Here is a 17,813-nt window from a genome sequence, read left to right as displayed (position 1 = left end):
GGGGCGGGTCGCCGGAGGGCGGCCCGCCCCTTCCGCGTCCTGCGTCCTGCCGCCTGCCACCTACCGGAGGAACGGTTCGTCGCGCGGGGCGAAGGAGTCCGGAGGCGCGGCGGCGCGCAGCACGACGTCGAGGGCGCGCTGCGGATCGCAGGCGTACGTGCCGCTGGCCCACGCGGCGTTGGCCTCTATCACCGACCAGCGGCCGTCCGCGACACCGACGTCGACGACGATGGCCGACGGGAGGGTGGCGAAGGGGAGCCGCCCTGCGAAGGCGACCGCTTCGGCGGACGCGGGGCCGAGGCTCAGCGTGCCGTTCTCCGCGTAGCGGCTCGCGGTGTGCACGGCGCCGTCGAGGAGGTACGTCCGGTACTCGGCCGTGAACCGCGTGACGTCGCTGACCAGCACCTCCGCCTCGGGGTCCACGGCGTCCGGGCCGGGCAGGCGCGAGCCGTCGGCGTAGACGAGGGCCGGGATCGACTTGTCGTTGGGCGACTTCACGAAGACGGGCCGACGCAGTGCGTAGGCCTCGCGGATCGGGACCAGACGGACCTCCCGGCCGGTGAACTCCCGGGGCAGCCGCGCCAGCCAGTCCGCCGGGGCCTCCAGCAGCCCGATCCCGAGCCGCGGGGCCACCGCGTCGGCGAAAGCCGGACCCGCGTGCAGATGCCGGGCCCGCAGCCCGTCCGGCACGGCGAAGGTCGCCAGCTGTACGGTGTCCAGCCCGCGCGCGCGGGCGGCGTCGCGGAGCCGGGCGGCGGAGTCGGTGATGCGGGGCGGCAGGATCAAGGTCACCGGGCCGACCCTGCCAGGCGCCACGGCGCAGGGCACGCGGTTTTCGGGGCGGGGCGGGGCGGGGCGGGGCGGCGGGGCCGGTACGGGTGAGACGGGGGGCGCCGGGGGCGCGGCTGGCATTCGGGTGGCCCGGGGCGAATCCGGGCCACGACGGGGCGCCGGACCGGCGGGCCCCGCCGGGCGGTGGCTAGCGTGGAGCCCATGACGCTCCAAAGCGACCGCGCGGACGCGGCCGATGCAGCCGGCGTGGAAGTCCGGATCAGGGGAGTGCTCCAGGGCGCGGATCCCGACGCGGTGTGGGCGGTCGGCGGGCCGGACGGGCCGCACGCCGGATCGGCGGACGAGACCCCGCTCCTCGACGTCGGCGCCCTGATGCCCGTGCTCGCCCTGTGGCCGGTGATCGGCGCTCTGGTGGCCGAAGAGGCGCTGCGGCTGCACACCCCCCTCACGGCGTACGGGGTGGAAGCCGCCGCCGGGACCACCGCACACCATCTGCTGAGCCACTCCACCGGCCCCGCGGCCCACACCGCCCTCACCCGCCTCGCCGAGTACCTCACCGGCACCCCGCTCGCCGAACTCGCGGCCACCCGCGTCTGGCACCCCCTCGGGATGACCGGCACCGGCTTCGCCGACGGCACCCTGTACGCGCCCCCCGCCGACCTCGTCCGCTTCCTGAGCCACCTCCTCTCCCCGGCGGAGCACCCCCTCACCCGCGCCTGGATCGCCGAATCCCTCCGCATCCGCACCGGCGAGCTGACCCCGGCCCGGGGCCTCCTGTGGCACCCGGCCCCGTACGGCACCTGGTCCTACGGCGAAACCCCGACGGTCTGGCTCGCCCCCCGCCTCCCGCGCTGGGCCTTCCTCCTTCCCACCCACCCCCCGGGCCCCCTCCGCACCACCTTCCGCGAAGCGGCCTTCGCACCGACTCCCTCTCCCTGAGCGGACATTGACCCATGGCGTGCGCGCCGCCCGGTCAGGTCGTGCTCTGCCCGTTCCGGGCACAACCGGTCGGGGCCCGTCGTCGCCCGGATGCTGATCGAACGCGGGCTGCCGGCCACCGAGGCCGTCGCGCTCGGGTAGTGCTCGGGGCGCGGGCGGGGCTGGAGGGACGTACGGTGAGGGCGATGTCACCGACCGTTGGTTTCCGGCCGCGCGCGGAGGTACCCGGATGCGCACGCTTCACGAGGCCGTCCCGGACGTCCTGCCGGAGGACCTCGCCCCGGCGGCCCGATCCCAGGGAGGTGGTGCGGCCATGACCGGTCCCGGTACGACGCAGTCCGCCGTCTCGCGCGGGCAGCAGGCGCGGGCCGGCCGCTCCGGGTCCGTCCGGTTCGCCGCCGGCCGCGCCCTTCCGCTCTTCGTGCGCGGCCGCGGCTCCGGCGGCGCACGACCGGCCTTCTCCGCCGACGCGCTGCGCGCCCTGCGCGCCCGCCACGGCGGGGCCCCCGTTGTGGTGCGCGGGCTCTCCGGAGCCGTTCTCGTCCTGCTCGACCGCCAGGAACTGCGGCAGTTCTACGAGGCCGGGCCCGCCGCGCCCCCGCCACCCGCCCCCGGCGCCGTCCCCTCCCGCGCCGCCGTCCGCGCCGTGATCGCCGAGGAAGCCCGGCACCTGACCGCCGCCGCCACCCTCGACCTCGTCCGCGCCCGGCACGCCGTGGCCCGCGCCGCCCGCCGGATCGTGCTCGGCGACGGCGACGGCGGTGGCGGTGGCGGCGGGGCGGGCGCGGAGCACGCCCCCGGTCTGTTCGCCCGGCTCCGCCGCCGCGGCGCACCCGAGGGGCACACCCCGCTCGGCCGCTCCGCCGCGTACGCCGGCCGGGAGGAACAGGTCCTGCGGGCCATGGACGCCGTCCCCGCCACGCTGCTCCGCACCCTGCTCCTGCTCGCCGCCCATCCCGCCGAGCAGGACGCGGCGGCCGCCGAAGCCGCCGGATCCGGCTCCGCCGAGGACCTGCCCCGGCTGGAGGCCTGCGTACGCGAGTGCCTGCGCCTCTACCCGGCGGTGCCCGACCTGGTCCGCGTCACCCGTGCCGAGACCGAGTGGCGGGGCGTACGCCACCCCGCCGGCACCACCGTCCTGCTGCCGGCCCACTTCCACCAGCGCGACCCGGAGCACGTGCCCGCCGCGCACGTCTTCGTACCGGGCCGCTGGAAGACCCCCGGCGCGGACGGGGACATCCGGATGGCCCCCTTCGGCCACGGCCCGGGCCGCTGCCCGGGCGACCGGATGGGCCTGCTGATCACGACCGCCCTGTGCGCCGAGGTCCTGCGCCGCCGCCGCGTCACGGCCACCCGGCCGGTACTCGACCCGCCCGGACCACTGCCCGTGGCGCTGGATCCGCGGGGCATCCGCCTCGCCCTCACCCGCCGCTGACGCGCCTGCGACGAGCACGCCGACCACGCCGACGCCACCCTCCCCACCGACCTCCCGCGAGGATCCCATGTCCGACGCCGCGACCTCCGCGCCCACCGACCCGGACGCCGAGCTGCTCGACGCCCTGTGCCGCGAGCTCGCCGAGGCCGCCGACGCCGTCGGCGAAGCCGCCCGGCACGCCTCCGAACTGGCCCTCGGCGCCCGGCTCCCGGCCGCCGCCCTCGGGCGCCGCCGCTCCCGCTCCCGCCGCGGCTGGCGCACCCTGCTGCGCACCCTCACCGACCCGAAGGGCCTGGGCTGGGCCCCGCGCGGCCGCGGCGTGGCACGGGCGGGCTGGTTCGCCGGGATCCTCACCGGCCGCGAGAGCCTCGCCGTCAGCCTCGCCGTCTGCGGTCTCAAGGCCCGGATCCGCGCGGCGAGCGCGGAGCGGCCCGATCTGCTGGACGACCCCGACTGCGCGGCCCTCATGCGGGCCGTGGCCGAGGACCGGCAGGCGGCGGCCGTACGGGTGTTCCGCCGGCTCATGCGGGACCGGGGGGCGGAGCGGGCGTTCGCCCTGCTGTCCCCGTCCTTCGCCGACCTGTTCGCCTGGAACGCCCTGACCGACGCGAACCCCTTCAACGACCACGCGGGCTGGCAGGTGGCCACCGGCCGGGCCGTGCCCGCCGAGCCGCTGCTCGGACTCGGCGCCGCCGTCCGGGCGTTCTTCGACCGGGACCGCGACCACGCCCGGGACGAGGGGCAGGGCCCCGCCCCGACGGCCCCGCACAAAGGCTGCGTCCACACCATCGGGCTCATCGGCACCGGCGGAATCCTCCTCGTCCAGCCCTGGCGCAGCCGGTGAGCCCCGCCCTCCGCCGGCTCCGGCCCGCCGCGCCGGACCCCGCCGACGGTCTGCGCGAGCACTCCGCCGCCTTGCGCGCCCACGCGCTCCGGCTGCGCACGGCAGCCGAAGCGCTGGACCGGCGGGGCCCGCAGGCGGACGCGTTCCGCGCCGAGGTGGCCGCCCTGGCCGACCGCTGTGCCACCGCCGCGAACGGCCTCGCCGTGGCGGCCGCCCAACTGGCGCACTAGGTAGCCTTTTTCGGCCCTTGCCGGTCAAGCCCGCGTCGTCCGGCGCAAGGGGCGGCCTGGTTGACCGACGTACGGAGCTCCGACCCGGGCTTCCGCGGCCGACCGGCGCGCTCGGCGGGCCGCGGCTACAGCACGAGCGACAGCAGCATGACGAAGGCCAGCCCGGTCACCGAGATGATGGTCTCCATCACCGACCAGGTCTTGACGGTCTGGCCGACCGTCATCCCGAAGTACTCCTTGACCAGCCAGAACCCGGCGTCGTTGACGTGGCTGAAGAACAGTGAGCCCGATCCGATCGCCAGTACCAGCAGGGCCGTCTCGGTGGTCGACATGCCCGCGGCCAGCGGGGCCACCAGCCCGGCCGCCGAGATCGTGGCGACCGTGGCCGAGCCCGTCGCGAGCCGGATGGCCACGGCGATCAGCCAGGCCAGCAGCAGTGCGGGGACGGACCAGTTCTGCGACAGCTCCATGATCATTTGACCGACACCCACGTCGATCAGGGTCTGCTTGAACCCCCCGCCCGCGCCCACGATGAGCAGGATGCCCGCGATCGGCGCAAGCGACTTCTCCACCGTCGTCGACAGCCGCGCCCTCGTGAACCCGGCCGCCCGGCCGAGGGTGAACATGCCCACGAACACCGCCGCGAGCAGTGCGATCAGCGGGGATCCCACGACGTCGGTGACCCGTTGCAGTCCGTTCTTCGGATCGTCGACAACGATGTCGACCAGCGCCTTGACCAGCATCAGCCCCACCGGCAGCAGCACCGTGAACACCGTGGCCCCGAACCGGGGGCGGTGCTCCAGCTCCGCCGAGGGCCGCTGCGGGACCATGTGCTCGGGCGCCGGGATGTCCACCCAGCGGGCCGCGTAGCGGGAGAAGAGCGGCCCGGCGATGATCACGGTCGGGATCGCGACCACCACGCCGAGCGCGAGCGTCACGCCGAGGTTGGCGTGCAGCGCGTCGATGGCGACGAGGGGGCCGGGGTGCGGCGGGATCAGCCCGTGCATCACGGACAGGCCGGCCAGGGCCGGAATGCCGATCCGCATCAGCGAGTAGTTGCCGCGCTTGGCCACGAGCAGCACCACCGGGATCAGCAGCACGATGCCGACCTCGAAGAAGAGCGGCAGCCCGATCACCGAGGCGATCAGTACCATCGCCCAGGGCATCGCCCGGCCCTTGGCCTTGGCGAGGATGGTGTCGACGATCTCGTCCGCGCCGCCCGAGTCGGCGAGCAGCCGGCCGAGGATCGCACCGAGCGCGATCAGTACGCCGACCCCCGCGACCGTGGCGCCGAGCCCGGCCGTGAAACTCACGATCGTCTTGTCCAGCGGGGCGCCCGCGAGCACCCCGAGGACGAGCGAGCCCACCGTCAGGGCCAGGAAGGCGTGCAGCTTGAGGCGGGTGATGAGCAGGACGATGACGGCGATGCCCGCGAGGACGGCCACGCCCAGCTGGGCGTTCCCGGCCGAGGTGATCGGGGCGGGCGCGGCCGCCGCCAGTATCTCGACGCTGAGACCTGTCACGGTGGGGGTTCCTTAGCTTTCTCGGGAGGGAGCGGCGTGCGGGCCCGCACCGGGCAGCGCGGACAGCGCGGCCAGGGCCCGTTCGGTGATCTCCTCGGGTGATCCGGACACGTCGACGACGACGCCGGCCTCGTCCCGCTGGAGCGGCTCCAGCGCGGCGAACTGCGAGTCCAGCAGTGCGGCCGGCATGAAGTGGCCCGTACGCTCCGCCATGCGGCGCTCGATCAGCGCGCGATCGCCGGCCAGGTGTACGAACACGGCGTCCGGCGCGGCGCTGCGCAGCCGGTCGCGGTACGCGCGCTTGAGCGCCGACGATGCCAGGACGGCGCCCTCTCCGGCCGGGCGGGCGCGGAGCCGGGCGCCGATGGCGTCGAGCCAGGGCCACCGGTCCGCGTCGTCCAGCGGAATGCCGGCGGACATCTTGGCGACATTGGCCGCCGGATGGAACGCGTCGCCCTCCACGTAGGGGAGGCCGAGCGCGTCCGCGAGCAGCCTGCCCACGGTCGTCTTGCCCGTGCCGGCCACGCCCATCACCACCAGCACGCGCTGGGTGCCGCTCACGTCGTACCTCGCTGTCTTCGTCGACATCGGTTCGTGCGCCCTCACTGAAGCCCATTAAGTAGTACTTATTCAAGAGTCTCTCGGCAAAACATCACATCTTTTGTCCACCGGGAGGTCACCGTACGCTTACGCCATGACCACCGAAGGCCAGGGACTCCACTCCCACGTGCTGGACACCCTCGGCCTCGCGATCACCGCCGGCGAGCACCCGCCCGGCAGCGTGCTGCGCACGGATGAGATCGCGGAGCGCTTCGACGCCTCGCGCACCGTCGTCCGCGAGGTCGTGCGCGTGCTGGAGTCCATGCAGCTGGTCGCATCCCGCCGCCGCGTCGGCGTCACCGTGCGCCCCGCCGAGGAGTGGAACGTCTACGACCCGCGCGTCATCCGCTGGCGCCTCGCCGGTGCGGACCGCCCCCGCCAGCTGCGCTCTCTGACCGTGCTGCGCTCCGCGATCGAGCCGGTCGCGGCCGGCCTCGCCGCCCTCCGCGCCACCCCCGACCAGTGCGCCGCGCTCACCGGTGCGGCCCTCGGCATGGTCAGCACCTCGCGCGGCCACCAGCTCGACGCGTACCTGCGCCACGACATCGACTTCCACCGGATCGTGCTGAACGCCTCCGGCAACGAGATGTTCGCCCGGCTCGGCGACGTCGTCGCCGAGGTCCTGACCGGCCGTACGCAGCACGCGGTGATGTTCCCCGACCCCGATCCGGCCGCCGTCACCCTCCACGTCCAGGTCGCCGAGGCCGTACGGGAGGGCGACGCGGCCCGCGCCGAGTCCCTGACCCGGCAGATCGCGGTGGGCGCCCTGGAGGAACTCGACGTCCTCGCCCCGGCGCCCACCGCTTCCGTGACCGGCCCCTGAAGCGGGTTCAGCGACCCGCGCCCGCCCGGCTCTTCACCGGGGGCCGCTCACCCGCGCGTCGTTCAGGACGCGGTACCCACCGGCGCGGTCTCGAAGCCCGCGTAGTAGGCGGCGGCCATGTCCTCGTCGGCGTGGCCCCCCGCCGCCGCGCGCTGCATGCGCGCTCCGGTGGCCCGGGCCAGGTCGACGGCGACGCCCGCCCGGTCCGCCGCCTCCGCGATCAGACCGGTGTCCTTCTCGGCCCCGTACACCGTGAAACTGGGTGCGAAATCCCGTTCCAGGACGGCCTTCATCTTGGCCTGGAGGTACGGGTTGTCCATCGGGCCGCCGGTCAGCGCCTGCGCGAACAGGGCCGGGTCCACCCCGAGCCCCTCCGCCAGCGCGAGGGCCTCGCCCACCGCCGCCGTCAGGGTGATCGCGTACCCGACCGTGGTCAGCTTCAGCCGGGTCGCGGCCCCCGCCTCCGCCCCGGCCCACAGCGTCTTGGCGCCCACCGCGTCGAACACCGGGTCCAGCCGCGGATCCGCCGGCCCCGAGGCCAGTACGACCAGCGTCCCGGCCTCGGCGGGCTGCCGGGTGCCCTGCACCGGGGCGTCGACGAACACCAGGCCGTGCTCGCGGGCGAAGCCGGCCAGTTCGTCGAGCGCGTTCACGCCGACGGTGCTCATCTGCGCCCACACCTGGCCCGCGCGGAGCCCCGGCGCGGCGGCGGCCATCGCCTGCGCCACGGCCGCACCGTCCGTCAGCATGGTCAGTACCACGTCGGCCCCGGCGACCGCCTCGGCCGGGGTGTCCACGACCACCGCCCCTTCCGCGGCGAGCGGTTCGGCCTTGTCCCGGGTCCGGTTCCACACCCGCAGCCCCAGCCCGGCCCGCAGCAGGTTCCGGCCCATTCCCGAACCCATGATCCCGGTGCCCAGCAGCGCGACAGTGTTCACGGCGTCACTTCCCTTCCGGATACGTACAGTCCGTCCAGTCTCGGTGCCGCACCCCTCCCGACGGGGCATCCCACGCCCGGCGCTCCGGGCGCGGCCCGTCGTGACTCCGGCCTAGGTCGTGTCGTCAAAGTCCCGTCTGGTCGGCGGGGTCTGGCACGCACGCTCGCCGCGTTGTCGTCGGTCACCGACGTCCCCCAGCTACCGCTGGGAGGTGCCCCCACCGCGTCGATTCCCTCCTCCGCCTTGCGATCGCACGCACCAGACCCCGCCGACCACCGCCCTGACGGGCGGCCGACGCCACTTTGACGACACTCCCTAGCCCTCCGCCGGCGCCGTGCGCGGGGTCGTCTGCTGGACCGCCCAGCCGTTGCCGTCCGGGTCGGAGAAGTAGACGAACGAGCCCCACGGCATGTCCTGGATCTCCGTCACCTCGATGCCCCGGCCTCGCAGGTCCTCGTACGCCTCCTCGATGTCGGTGACGACGACCTGCATGTTGTCCAGCGAGCCCGGGGCCATCCGGGTGAGCCCCTTGCCCAGGGCGATCGAGCAGGCCGAGCCCGGCGGGGTCAGCTGCACGAAGCGGATGTCCTCGCTCACGGTGACGTCGTGGTCGGCGTGGAAGCCGACCCGCTCGTAGAAGGCCTTGGCCCGGTCGACGTCGGTGACGGGGACGGCGACCAGTTCCAGCTTGATGTCCATCGGTGCTCCACGTGCTCCACGGTCGGTGCTCGGCGCGGCCCGCGGCGCGCGGGCCTCCCGGCATCATGCTCCCGGAGCCGGTACGGCGCCGTCCGGAGCGGCTTCCCGCGCCGTGTCCGCCGCGGCGAACTGGGTGCGGTACAGCTCCTCGTACCGCCCGCCCGCGGCCAGCAGCTCCGGGTGCGTACCGCGCTCCACGATCCGCCCGTCCTCGACCACGAGGATCAGGTCGGCCGCCTGTACGGTCGACAGCCGGTGCGCGATCACCACGGCGGTCCGGCCCGCCAAGGCCTCGCCGAGGGCCTCCTGCACCGCCGCCTCCGAGGTGGAGTCCAGGTGCGCCGTCGCCTCGTCCAGGATCACCACCCGCTGCCGGGCCAGCAGCAGCCGTGCGATGGTCAGCCGCTGGCGCTCGCCGCCCGAGAGGCGGTAGCCGCGTTCACCGACCACCGTGTCCAGCCCGTCGGGCAGCGAGGCGACCAGCCCGTCCAGTCGGGAGCGCCGCAGGGCCTCCCAGATCTCCTCCTCGCCCGCCTCCGGCCGGGCCAGCAGCAGGTTGGAGCGCACCGACTCGTGGAACAGGTGCCCGTCCTGGGTGACCATGCCGAGCGTCTCGCGGATGGAGTCGGCGCTGAGATCCCGTACGTCCACCCCGCCCAGGCGGACGGCGCCCGCGTCGGCGTCGTACAGACGCGGCAGCAGCTGCGCGATGGTCGACTTCCCGGCCCCGGAGGAGCCGACGAGGGCGATCATCTGCCCGGGTTCGGCGCGGAACGACACCTCGTGCAGGACCTGTGTACCGCCGCGGGCGTCGAGGACCGCGACCTCCTCCAGCGAGGCGAGCGAGACCTTGTCGGGGGAGGGGTAGCCGAAGGAGACCCGGTCGAACTCCACGGCGACCGGCCCCTCCGGTACCCGGCCGGCGTCCGGCTTCTGGGTGATCAGCGGCTTCAGGTCGAGGATCTCGAAGACCCGCTCGAAGCTCACCAGGGCGCTCATCACCTCGACGCGGGCCCCGGCCAGCGAGGTCAGTGGGGCGTACAGCCGGGTCAGCAGCAGGGCGAGCGCGACGACGTTCCCGGCGTCCAGGGTGCCGCGCAGGGCGTAGTGGCCGCCGAGTCCGTAGACGAGTGCGAGCGCGAGCGCCGAGACCAGGGTGAGCGCGGTGATGAACGCCGACTGGGCCATCGCCGTACGGATCCCGATGTCCCGTACGCGCGCCGCCCGGGCCGCGAATTCCGCCGATTCGTCGGCGGGCCGCCCGAAGAGCTTGACGAGGGTGGCGCCGGGGGCGGAGAAGCGCTCCGTCATCTGGGTGCCCATCGCCGCGTTCAGGGTCGAGGCCTCGCGCTGCAGGGCGGCCATCCGCACGCCCATCCGGCGGGCGGGCAGCACGAACACCGGCAGCAGGACCAGGGCCAGCAGGGTGATCTGCCAGGAGATGCCGAGCATCACGGCGAGCGTCAGCACCAGGGTCACCGTATTGGCGACCACCCCGGAGAGGGTGTTGCTGAACGCCCGCTGGGCGCCGATCACGTCGTTGTTGAGCCGGCTGACCAGCGCGCCCGTGCGGGTACGGGTGAAGAAGGCGACCGGCATCCGCTGCACGTGGTCGAAGACGGCCGTCCGCAGGTCCAGGATCAGCCCTTCCCCGAGGGTGGCCGACAGCTTGCGGGTGAGCAGCCCGAGCCCCGCCTCCGCCACCGCGATGACCGCGATGAGCAGGGCGAGCCGGGTGACCGTGCCGCTGTCCTCGCCGTCCACGATGGCGGTGACCACCCGGCTGGCGAGGACGGGGGTGGCCACCGCGAGCAGCGCGGTGACGATGCTGAGCAGCAGGAAGAGGGTGAGCCCGCGCCGGTGCGGGCGGGCGAATGCGGCGACCCGGCGCAGGCTCTCCCGGGAGAGCGGGCGCCGGTCCTGCCGGGCGTTCATCGCGCTGTGGAGCGAGGTCCAGGCGGTGACTTCCATGTCCATACGGGGAACGCTAAGACCTCAACCAAACTTGAGGTCAATGAAACGGCCGGACCGGCCCGAACCACCGCTCGAACGAGGGGTGTTCGGCATCCTGCGCACGGTCGGAGGGGGGTGCCATCATCGGGGTATGACCCAGGGAACGACGCAGGGATCGACGCACGGACCGGGGCCCGACCGCCCCGGTCGCACGACCGCCGACACCGTCCTCCACCTGTTCGAGCAGCAGGCGCGGGACACCCCGCGGGGCTATGCCGTCATCGCCGGCGCCGACAGCCTCACGTACGCGCAACTGGACGTCCGCGCCAACCGGTTGGCGCACCACCTCATAGCCGGCGGACTGCCGCCCGGCGCCGTCGTGGCGATCGGGACCGCCCGCCGGACCGAGATCGTCGTCGCCCTCCTGGCGGCCCTCAAGGCCGGCGGGGCCTACGCCGTCATCGACGTCGAAGTCCCCCTCACCGGACAGCGGCAGCTCGCCGCCCTCACCCCGTACGTCCTGCTCACCGACGCCGCGCACCACGCCCGGCTGGACGACGGCGGCGGGCGTCGGGTGGTCCGTCTCGGCGCGGAGGCGGCCGAGATATCCGCCCAGCCCGCGCAGGCGCCGCAGCGGCCGCAGCACGGTGCGGCGGCCGCCGTCCTGTTCACCGGCGCGGCGTTCGCGCGCGCCGTCCCCGTCGGGCACGCGCGGCTGCTCGCCGCTCACGAGGCCTGGACGAAGGTCATCCGGCCGGTCCCCGAGGACCGCCACCTGATCACCCAGAGTCCGGACCTCACCGCCTTCGCCGCGGGCTGGACCAGGGCCCTGTGCACGGGCGGCGCCCTCGTCGTGTCCGAGCGCACGCCCTGGACGCCCGAGGGGATCCGCCGGGCGATCGAGACGGAGCAGGTCAGCGTCCTGCACACCGATCCGGCGGGTGCGACCCGGCTGCTCGTCCCAGGCGCCGGGGCCGCCGCCGCACCCGATGCGGGCTCCTCGGGCGGCGGCGCGCGCGGCCGACGCGACCTCGACCCGGCCCTGAGGTGGCTGCGCCTGGTCACGGTCACCGGCGACCGGCTCTTCCTCGACGAGCAGGAGGCCTTGCAGTCCGGCCTGCGCACCGGAGCCCGGCTGCTCAACGTGTACGGGCTCACCGAGGCGGCGGGCATCGGTACCTGGTTCGAACTGGCCCAGCTGCCACGCCCGTTGGACCACGCGGAGCAGCTCTGCCTGATCGGCTCCCCCTTCCCCGGCTGCGCCGCGGACGCCCGCACCGGGCAGCTCCACCTCACCCCGCCCGACGGCGGCGAGGCCATCCCCACCGGCGACCTCGTGGAGCTCCGCCCGGACGGGCTGCTGGAGTTCCGGGGCCGGCGGCGGGACCGGATCGTCATGGCCGACGGCGCGGTGGACCCGCACGCGCTCGAAGCCGTCATCCGGAGCCACCCGGACATCGGCGCCGCGCTGGTGGCCGAGCTCCCGGAGGACGAGAGCGGCACGCGCCGACTGGTCGCCCACCTGGCACCGCCCGCCGGCGCCCGGTCCTGGCCCCCGGCCGCCGATCTGCCCGACGGCGCTCAGCTGCGCGAACACCTCGCCGGGAAGGTGGCCCGGGTGCAGCTGCCGCAGGTCGTCGTCCGGCTGCGCACCCTGCCCCGCAACCGCGGGGGCCAGGAGAACCGCGAGGCCCTGCCCCGGCCGGTGGCCGCGGGGAAGCCGGGCCGGGGCGGCGCGGGGGGCTCCGGAAAATACACGCCCACGGGCAGCGGCGCTCCGACACCGTTCCCGCTCGTCGGCTGCGGCATTCCGTTCCTGATCGGCACCGGCCTGATCTTCTTCATCCTCGCGAAGATCCTCTGGCCCGGATCGACCGAGCTGGACGGCGTGCCCAACCCCTGGGCGTTCCTCTTCTTCGTGCTGTACCTGTTCGAAGGAGCCTCTTTCGCCGCCGGGCTGGTCTTCCTCGTCGGCGGCCGCGCGATGATGCTGCGCCACGGCCCCGGCCAGAGCCCCGGCTTCACCAGGGCCGCGCACCTGGCGGTGGTGTACCTGCTGATCGCCTGGTGGCCGCAGGACAACTTCTACCGGCTCGCGGCCAAGCACGACTGGCCGCTCCAGGCCGCCCTCGTCTACGCGTTCAACATTCCACTGATGCTCGCGGCCGCCGTCCTCGCCTTCTACGTCACCCGGAAACCGCCCTCCCCGTTCGACTTCGAAGAGGCCGACGACCGCGGCGGCCCGTCCGCCCGCTGACCTTCGGCGAACGCCGCCCCCACGGCGAGCGCCTCCGCCCGCACCAGCGCCTCGGCCGCGTCCAGCGCCTGCACGCTGTACGCGGCCACCAGCACGCCCAGCCAGGGCGCCGGGTCGAAGGCGCCCGTCGGGATCGCGGGCAGGAACACCGCCCCGAGCCGCGCACACCCCCGCTCCAGCACCTCGCACAGCTCGTCGAGCGCGGCCTCGGGCAGCCGTGCCCCCAACTCCACCCGGTCCGCGATCCGTACGAAGTGCCCCGCGCCCCGCAGCTCGTCGAGCCGGGCCGCCACCATGAAGGCGATCGACGGCCCGGTGAGCCGCAGGTTCGTCTCGGTGGGCGCCAGCCGCCCCGCCCCGTCGGCGACGAAGTCCACGTCGAACCAGCCCCGGTAGCCGGCGGCCGACAGCTCCCGGCCCACCGCCCCACCGAACGCGAGGAGCGGCTTCCGCGCCCAGGCGGGCACCACCCCGGGGCCCACCGTCGCCCCGCGGTACCCGCCGCCCGCGACGTCCATCACCGCGCCGCCCACCTCGTGCACCCGGCCCGCCCCGTCCACGAACCCGTCGTACGTCAGGTCGCGCGGCTCCCGCGGATCCGCCGGCCCGGCCACGTACTCCTCCACCAGCAGCGGCCCGCGCGGCAGGGCGCGCAGCACCGCGCGGGCGCCGCCCGCGGCCCGGACCCGCTCGGCGCTCACCACGGTGGTGCCCGAACCGCCCACGCCGTGCTCCGACTTCAGCACCGTGCTCTCGCCCGCCCGGGCCCGGGCGGCCAGCAGCCGGGCGGCCGTCCACCGGGTGGGGGCCGGCCACTGCCCGGGCAGCAGGATCGCGGGATGGCCGCCGCCCGCCAGGATCCGCCCGAACAGGCCGTGCGCCGCCGACTTCGACTCGTACCGCAGCTCGCGGGGCCGCCACGGCCGGCCGGTCAGCCGCGCGAAGCCCGCCGTCAGCCCCCACGGTACGAGGGGCAGCCCGGTCCCGCCCAGCCGCCCGGCCAGCGCCGGCCGGGCCCGTACGGCATCCGACAACCCGGCAACCGGCAGCCCGGATCGCGCGGGCAGCCCCGGACCCCCCTCCGCCAGGCCGTCGTACACCTCCACCCCCTCCCACTCCAGGAGGCGACCGACCCGCCGGATCCAGCCCGGCGGCACCGCCCCGGGCAGCACCAGCGCGCTCGGCCACGGGCTGTAGAAGGCGGCCAGACAGGCGTAGTGCGGCGCGGCCCGCTGCTCGCGGTCGAGCGAGGCGTCGGCGAACTGGGCGTTGTACTCGGCGACATTGCCCACGTGCACCGCGGGCCCGCCGCCCGTCCAGGCCTGTGCCCAGGCGGCGAGCGGCGCGGGCACCGCCTCGAACCGCACCAGACCGGCGGGCGGTTCCGGCGCGCCACCGGCCGCTCCGTGTTCCGGTGGGCCGAGCGCGCCCATCGCCCGGTAGAACCCGGCGGCGTGCGGATCGGCGTCGATCAGGAGCCTGCGCAAGCCCAGGGCGGCGGCCCGGCGCAGCGCGTCCCGGTACAACCGCCGCCCCACGCCCCGCCCGATGGCCCCGGGCTCCACGAACAGCAGCCCCAGCCGGGCCACCGGCGGCCCGCCCTCCAGGGAGGCGAGCCCCAGCACCCGCCCGTCAGAGGCGTCTTCGGCCACGACGATCCGGCGCCGCGCCACCTCCCCGGCCGGTATGCGCAGTTCCGGGGCACAGGCGGCCAGGAAAGCGGCGTCGTAGCCCCAGTGGGCCTTGGAGCGCAGGACCAGAGCGGTGAGCTCCTCCGCCTCACCGGGCCGCCCCGCTCTCAGCTTTACCATTCCCTGACCTCCCCATGGCCTGCCGGGAGACCGTGCGATAGATTCGGCCACCCTGAGCCCCCCTGACGGGAGGTGTCCCGTCACGTACGGCAGGTCCTTCCTACCCCCGCGGAGAACGGCTTCTCAATGAGCGACATCATCAACGGACTTGGCCGCACGAGCGCCTACGGCGCCCTCGGCCTGGTCCTGCTGATCCTCGGCATCGTCCTGGTGGACGTGCTGACGCCCGGGAAGCTGCCGAAGCAGATCTGGGAAGAGCGCAACCGGAACGCGGCCGTCATGCTGAGCTCCGCGCTGCTCGGCGTCGGCGGGATCGTCTTCACCTCGATCTGGACCACGTACGACGACTTCGGCAAGGGGCTGCTGTCCACGGCCGCCTTCGGGGTGCTCGGCCTGGTCCTGATGGGCCTCGCCTTCCTGGTGCTGGACTGGGTGACCCCCGGCAAGCTGGGCGCGATCGTGGTCGACCCCGAGCCGCACCCGGCGGTCTGGGTCACGGCCTCCTGCAACCTGGCGGTCGCCGCCATCGTCGCCGCCTCGATCGCCTGAGCGGCCGGAACCGTCCGCCGCGCGCATCCGACGAGAGCGCCGCTCCCTCCGCGGAGCGGCGCTCTCGTCGTATCGGCGTGCACCCGCCCGCACTACGCCAGCCCCAGCGCGAACACCGCGAAACCGGCCGCCAGCACCCCCGCCAGCATGCGCCGCACCGCCGTCGCCCGGGTCCACGGCTCCTCGAACCGCCGGGCGTACCGGGCGATGCCCACCAGCAGCAAAGCGAACACCGGCATCCACGCCACCCGCGCCGCGATCCAGCCGAGACCGTCCGGCGCCGTCGTCAGACCGGCCAGCGGGCCCGCGAACGAACCGGGCACGGCCGCCGCCAGCATCGCCGTCTGGTGCCAGCACAGGATCGTCATCGCACACAGGTTGATCACGACCACCGGGGCCCAGAGCGCCGGCCGGGCCAGCAGCCGCGCCAGCCGGCCGCGCAGCAGCATCGCCGCCCCCGACTGCGCCGAGGCCAGGGCCAGCACCAGCAGCGACGGCGGGTGCGAGTTCGTGCGCGCCTCGCCCGGCACGCCCACCATCGACGCCGGGTAGTGGAACACCGCGAGCAGCGCGGCGAACAGCAGGGTCCCGCCGGCCAGCAGCAGCCAGGCCCCGCGCCTGCCGATCCGCCCCTCGCCCCATGACACGCCCAGCTGGTACGCGAACAGCCAGCCCGGCGCGATGTTCACCACCGCCAGCCACGAGGGCACGGAACCGGCGAGCGGCCCGTACCGCAGGAAGTCCACCACCGCGACCGAGGCGAGCAGGGGGGCCGCCGCCCAGCCGCCGAGCCGGCGCGCCGCGCGGACGCAGTACGGGGTCAGCGCGGTCACCACCACGTACACCCCGACGAACCACAGCGGCTGGATCACCAGCGTGGCCCCGGTCCGCAGCGTGGCCTCCGGCACGCCCGCCGCGTACAGCACCGGCGCGGCCAGCGCCCATACCGCCGTGACCCCGAGCACCGGCCGCCCCAGCCGGGCGATCCTGCCCCTCAGCCACGCCCCGGCCGACCCCCTGCGGCGGTGGTAGGAGAGCACCGAGGCGTAGCCGCCGACCAGGAAGAAGATCCCGAGCATCTGGAGCACCCAGCTGGCCGGGGCCAGAGCGCCCAACGCGGAGAGCGGGCTGGCGTTGTGCAGGCCGCCCTCCGCGTCGAGGGTGAACCCGCCGAGCAGCCAGTGCCCCGTCGGCACGGCCAGCAGGGCGAGCGCGCGCAGCCCGTCCACGGCCCGGTCGCGGTGGGCGGGGGTCTGCCGCTCGATCCGGTCGGCGGCCCGCACGAGGGTGGTCAGGGCGCTCACCGGAGCTCTCCCCTCGCGATCGCGGCGAAGGCCGCCAGGGACCGGGTGCCGGGGACGAGGTAGCCGGTGTGGCCGTGCACGTCTGCGGCGGGCACCGTGCGGGCGCCGAAGGCGGCGGAGGTCGGATCGGGGCCGTGGCCGATCCCGGCGAACTCCACGTTCGGCACGTCGCCGATCCAGTCGGAGGGCCCCCGGGCCGCCCAGACGCGGGCGCGGGTGTGCAAGTCGGCGGCGGTGGCGGCGCGCATGCCGGGGGAGCCGAACACGACGATGTCGCCGGCGTCCGTGCGCCCGGCCGCCAGGCCCCCGACCACCGAGCCGTAGCTGTGGCAGAACAGCACCGGGTCGGGTGCGCCGATCGCGTCGAGCCCCTCCGTGAACCGGACCAGCCGGTCCGCGCCCGCCTCGGCGAGCCGCCCCGAGGCCGCGTCCAGACCGACGCCGACGGGGGTGGTGTAGCCGGTCCAGGCCACCACCGCCGTGTCCTCGCCGGCCGCGGCGCGCAGGGAGCGGGCCATCCCGGCCGGTCCGGTGTGGGGCGCGCGCTTCGCGTCGTACGTGGTGGCGTCGCTGTCCGAACCCGGCACCACCACCGAGACGTGCGCGGCGCGCCCCAGGTCCCCGAACACCTCGACGACCTGACCGCGCCCGCGGGGATCGAAGGCGAGGATCTGCCGGCCCGGCGAGGCGAGCGAGGCGTAGCGCGCCTCGCCGCTCGCCAGGACCGCCAGCCGGTTCGCCTCGTACCGGAGGGCGACCGGTGCGCCGTCGAGGTTGCCGACCACCAGCGGGTGTTCGCGTACGAGCTCGCGGCTCCCGGCCTCGTCCAGCCCGGCGAAGAACCGGGCGACGTCGCGCGGTGAGGCGCTCGCGGGGTCGGGCAGCGGCCGGCCGGACGCGGTGTCGGCCCGCCAGGCGGCGGTGCCGGGCGGCGGTCCGGTGACCGCCCGCTGGCTGTCGCCGGAGGCCCATCCCGCGGTCCCCCCGACCACCGTCACGGCCAGTGCGGCCGTGACCAGGGTCCTTCCGAAGCGGCGCATGCCCCTTCTCCTCTCCTCGTGACGAGAGGGAAGGTAGGAAGAAGGTGTCGCGGCAGACGTCGGACCGTGGAGCCAA

16 protein-coding genes are annotated in these 17,813 nt (G+C 75.1%); 7 read left to right on the top strand and 9 right to left on the bottom strand.

Translation table 11 applies throughout. The features are described 5' to 3' along the window. Positions 1-60 precede the first annotated feature (60 nt). Positions 61-792 carry an ATP-grasp domain-containing protein gene (locus CP980_RS03700; protein WP_150492611.1) on the bottom strand — a complete coding sequence of 244 codons (732 nt, stop codon included), beginning with the start codon at positions 790-792 and terminating at the stop codon, positions 61-63. A 201-nt stretch (positions 793-993) separates the two neighbouring features. Between CP980_RS03700 and CP980_RS03695 the strand changes: the two genes are divergently transcribed. The 4 genes from CP980_RS03695 (at position 994) to CP980_RS03680 (ending at position 4,240) form a co-directional block, all read left to right on the top strand. Next, on the top strand, positions 994-1,731 hold the full coding sequence (locus CP980_RS03695) for a serine hydrolase domain-containing protein (protein WP_150492610.1): 738 nt from the start codon (positions 994-996) through the stop codon (positions 1,729-1,731). A 229-nt stretch (positions 1,732-1,960) separates the two neighbouring features. After that, positions 1,961-3,166 carry a cytochrome P450 gene (locus tag CP980_RS03690; RefSeq protein WP_150492609.1) on the top strand — a complete coding sequence of 402 codons (1,206 nt, stop codon included), beginning with the start codon at positions 1,961-1,963 and terminating at the stop codon, positions 3,164-3,166. A gap of 67 nt (positions 3,167-3,233) precedes the next feature. Continuing rightward, positions 3,234-4,010, top strand: coding sequence for a serine/threonine-protein kinase (locus CP980_RS03685; RefSeq protein ID WP_150492608.1), 777 nt, complete (start codon positions 3,234-3,236; stop codon positions 4,008-4,010). Beyond that, positions 4,007-4,240 carry a hypothetical protein gene (locus CP980_RS03680; protein WP_150492607.1) on the top strand — a complete coding sequence of 78 codons (234 nt, stop codon included), beginning with the start codon at positions 4,007-4,009 and terminating at the stop codon, positions 4,238-4,240. The genes CP980_RS03685 and CP980_RS03680 overlap by 4 nt, the downstream gene beginning before the upstream one ends. Positions 4,241-4,365: 125 nt before the next feature. On the opposite strand, the gene CP980_RS03675 is transcribed toward CP980_RS03680, so the two are convergent. Together CP980_RS03675 and CP980_RS03670 are read right to left on the bottom strand one after the other, a co-directional pair. Next, complete coding sequence (locus CP980_RS03675; protein WP_132753952.1) at positions 4,366-5,763, bottom strand: GntT/GntP/DsdX family permease; 1,398 nt, start codon at positions 5,761-5,763, stop codon at positions 4,366-4,368. A 12-nt stretch (positions 5,764-5,775) separates the two neighbouring features. Next, positions 5,776-6,351 carry a gluconokinase gene (locus tag CP980_RS03670; RefSeq protein ID WP_150492606.1) on the bottom strand — a complete coding sequence of 192 codons (576 nt, stop codon included), beginning with the start codon at positions 6,349-6,351 and terminating at the stop codon, positions 5,776-5,778. 106 nt (positions 6,352-6,457) lie between these two features. Here CP980_RS03670 and CP980_RS03665 point away from each other — a divergent pair, with 106 nt between their 5' ends. Next, positions 6,458-7,186, top strand: coding sequence for a FadR/GntR family transcriptional regulator (locus CP980_RS03665; protein WP_132753948.1), 729 nt, complete (start codon positions 6,458-6,460; stop codon positions 7,184-7,186). A 62-nt stretch (positions 7,187-7,248) separates the two neighbouring features. On the opposite strand, the gene CP980_RS03660 is transcribed toward CP980_RS03665, so the two are convergent. The 3 genes from CP980_RS03660 to CP980_RS03650 form a co-directional block, all read right to left on the bottom strand. Beyond that, the gene (locus CP980_RS03660; RefSeq protein ID WP_268257405.1) at positions 7,249-8,124 is read right to left on the bottom strand and encodes an NAD(P)-dependent oxidoreductase; all 876 of its coding nucleotides are present in this window, start codon (positions 8,122-8,124) and stop codon (positions 7,249-7,251) included. A 315-nt stretch (positions 8,125-8,439) separates the two neighbouring features. Further along, positions 8,440-8,823, bottom strand: a complete 384-nt coding sequence (locus CP980_RS03655; protein ID WP_132753944.1) for a VOC family protein — start codon at positions 8,821-8,823, stop codon at positions 8,440-8,442. Between the two features lie 63 nt (positions 8,824-8,886). Next, a complete protein-coding gene (locus tag CP980_RS03650) occupies positions 8,887-10,800 on the bottom strand; it encodes an ABC transporter ATP-binding protein (protein ID WP_132753942.1) in 1,914 nt (637 codons plus the stop codon). Between the two features lie 127 nt (positions 10,801-10,927). On the opposite strand from CP980_RS03650, the gene CP980_RS03645 reads away from it, so the two are divergent. After that, a complete protein-coding gene (locus CP980_RS03645; protein ID WP_167535782.1) occupies positions 10,928-13,033 on the top strand; it encodes an AMP-binding protein in 2,106 nt (701 codons plus the stop codon). On the opposite strand, the gene CP980_RS35790 is transcribed toward CP980_RS03645, so the two are convergent. Further along, on the bottom strand, positions 12,958-14,844 hold the full coding sequence (locus tag CP980_RS35790; protein ID WP_229906866.1) for a GNAT family N-acetyltransferase: 1,887 nt from the start codon (positions 14,842-14,844) through the stop codon (positions 12,958-12,960). The genes CP980_RS03645 and CP980_RS35790 overlap by 76 nt on opposite strands. Before the next feature lie 126 nt (positions 14,845-14,970). Between CP980_RS35790 and CP980_RS03635 the strand changes: the two genes are divergently transcribed. Further along, entirely contained in the window at positions 14,971-15,393 is a 423-nt protein-coding gene (locus CP980_RS03635; protein ID WP_030154005.1) for a DUF350 domain-containing protein, read from the top strand. 92 nt (positions 15,394-15,485) lie between these two features. On the opposite strand, the gene CP980_RS03630 is transcribed toward CP980_RS03635, so the two are convergent. After that, complete coding sequence (locus CP980_RS03630; protein WP_150492604.1) at positions 15,486-16,697, bottom strand: acyltransferase family protein; 1,212 nt, start codon at positions 16,695-16,697, stop codon at positions 15,486-15,488. After that, positions 16,694-17,737, bottom strand: coding sequence for an alpha/beta hydrolase (locus CP980_RS03625; protein ID WP_132753936.1), 1,044 nt, complete (start codon positions 17,735-17,737; stop codon positions 16,694-16,696). The genes CP980_RS03630 and CP980_RS03625 overlap by 4 nt, the downstream gene beginning before the upstream one ends. Between the last annotated feature and the right edge of the window lie 76 nt (positions 17,738-17,813).

This window comes from Streptomyces vinaceus, from assembly GCF_008704935.1.
Taxonomy (GTDB): Bacteria; Actinomycetota; Actinomycetes; order Streptomycetales; family Streptomycetaceae; genus Streptomyces; species Streptomyces vinaceus.
Note: the sequence above shows the minus strand (reverse complement) of the source record. Positions and strands in the feature narration are given on the sequence as shown.

What these genes read in the sequence shown, in the direction of transcription:
- CP980_RS03695 (WP_150492610.1), top strand. Translation starts at nt 994, where the DNA reads ATGACGCTCCAAAGCGACCGCGCGGACGCGGCCGATGCAGCCGGCGTG.
- CP980_RS03635 (WP_030154005.1), top strand. Translation starts at nt 14,971, where the DNA reads ATGAGCGACATCATCAACGGACTTGGCCGCACGAGCGCCTACGGCGCC.
- CP980_RS03685 (WP_150492608.1), top strand. Translation starts at nt 3,234, where the DNA reads ATGTCCGACGCCGCGACCTCCGCGCCCACCGACCCGGACGCCGAGCTG.
- CP980_RS03690 (WP_150492609.1), top strand. Translation starts at nt 1,961, where the DNA reads ATGCGCACGCTTCACGAGGCCGTCCCGGACGTCCTGCCGGAGGACCTC.
- CP980_RS03625 (WP_132753936.1), bottom strand. Translation starts at nt 17,737, where the DNA reads ATGCGCCGCTTCGGAAGGACCCTGGTCACGGCCGCACTGGCCGTGACG.
- CP980_RS03650 (WP_132753942.1), bottom strand. Translation starts at nt 10,800, where the DNA reads ATGGACATGGAAGTCACCGCCTGGACCTCGCTCCACAGCGCGATGAAC.
- CP980_RS03655 (WP_132753944.1), bottom strand. Translation starts at nt 8,823, where the DNA reads ATGGACATCAAGCTGGAACTGGTCGCCGTCCCCGTCACCGACGTCGAC.
- CP980_RS03670 (WP_150492606.1), bottom strand. Translation starts at nt 6,351, where the DNA reads ATGTCGACGAAGACAGCGAGGTACGACGTGAGCGGCACCCAGCGCGTG.
- CP980_RS03645 (WP_167535782.1), top strand. Translation starts at nt 10,928, where the DNA reads ATGACCCAGGGAACGACGCAGGGATCGACGCACGGACCGGGGCCCGAC.
- CP980_RS03665 (WP_132753948.1), top strand. Translation starts at nt 6,458, where the DNA reads ATGACCACCGAAGGCCAGGGACTCCACTCCCACGTGCTGGACACCCTC.
- CP980_RS35790 (WP_229906866.1), bottom strand. Translation starts at nt 14,844, where the DNA reads ATGGTAAAGCTGAGAGCGGGGCGGCCCGGTGAGGCGGAGGAGCTCACC.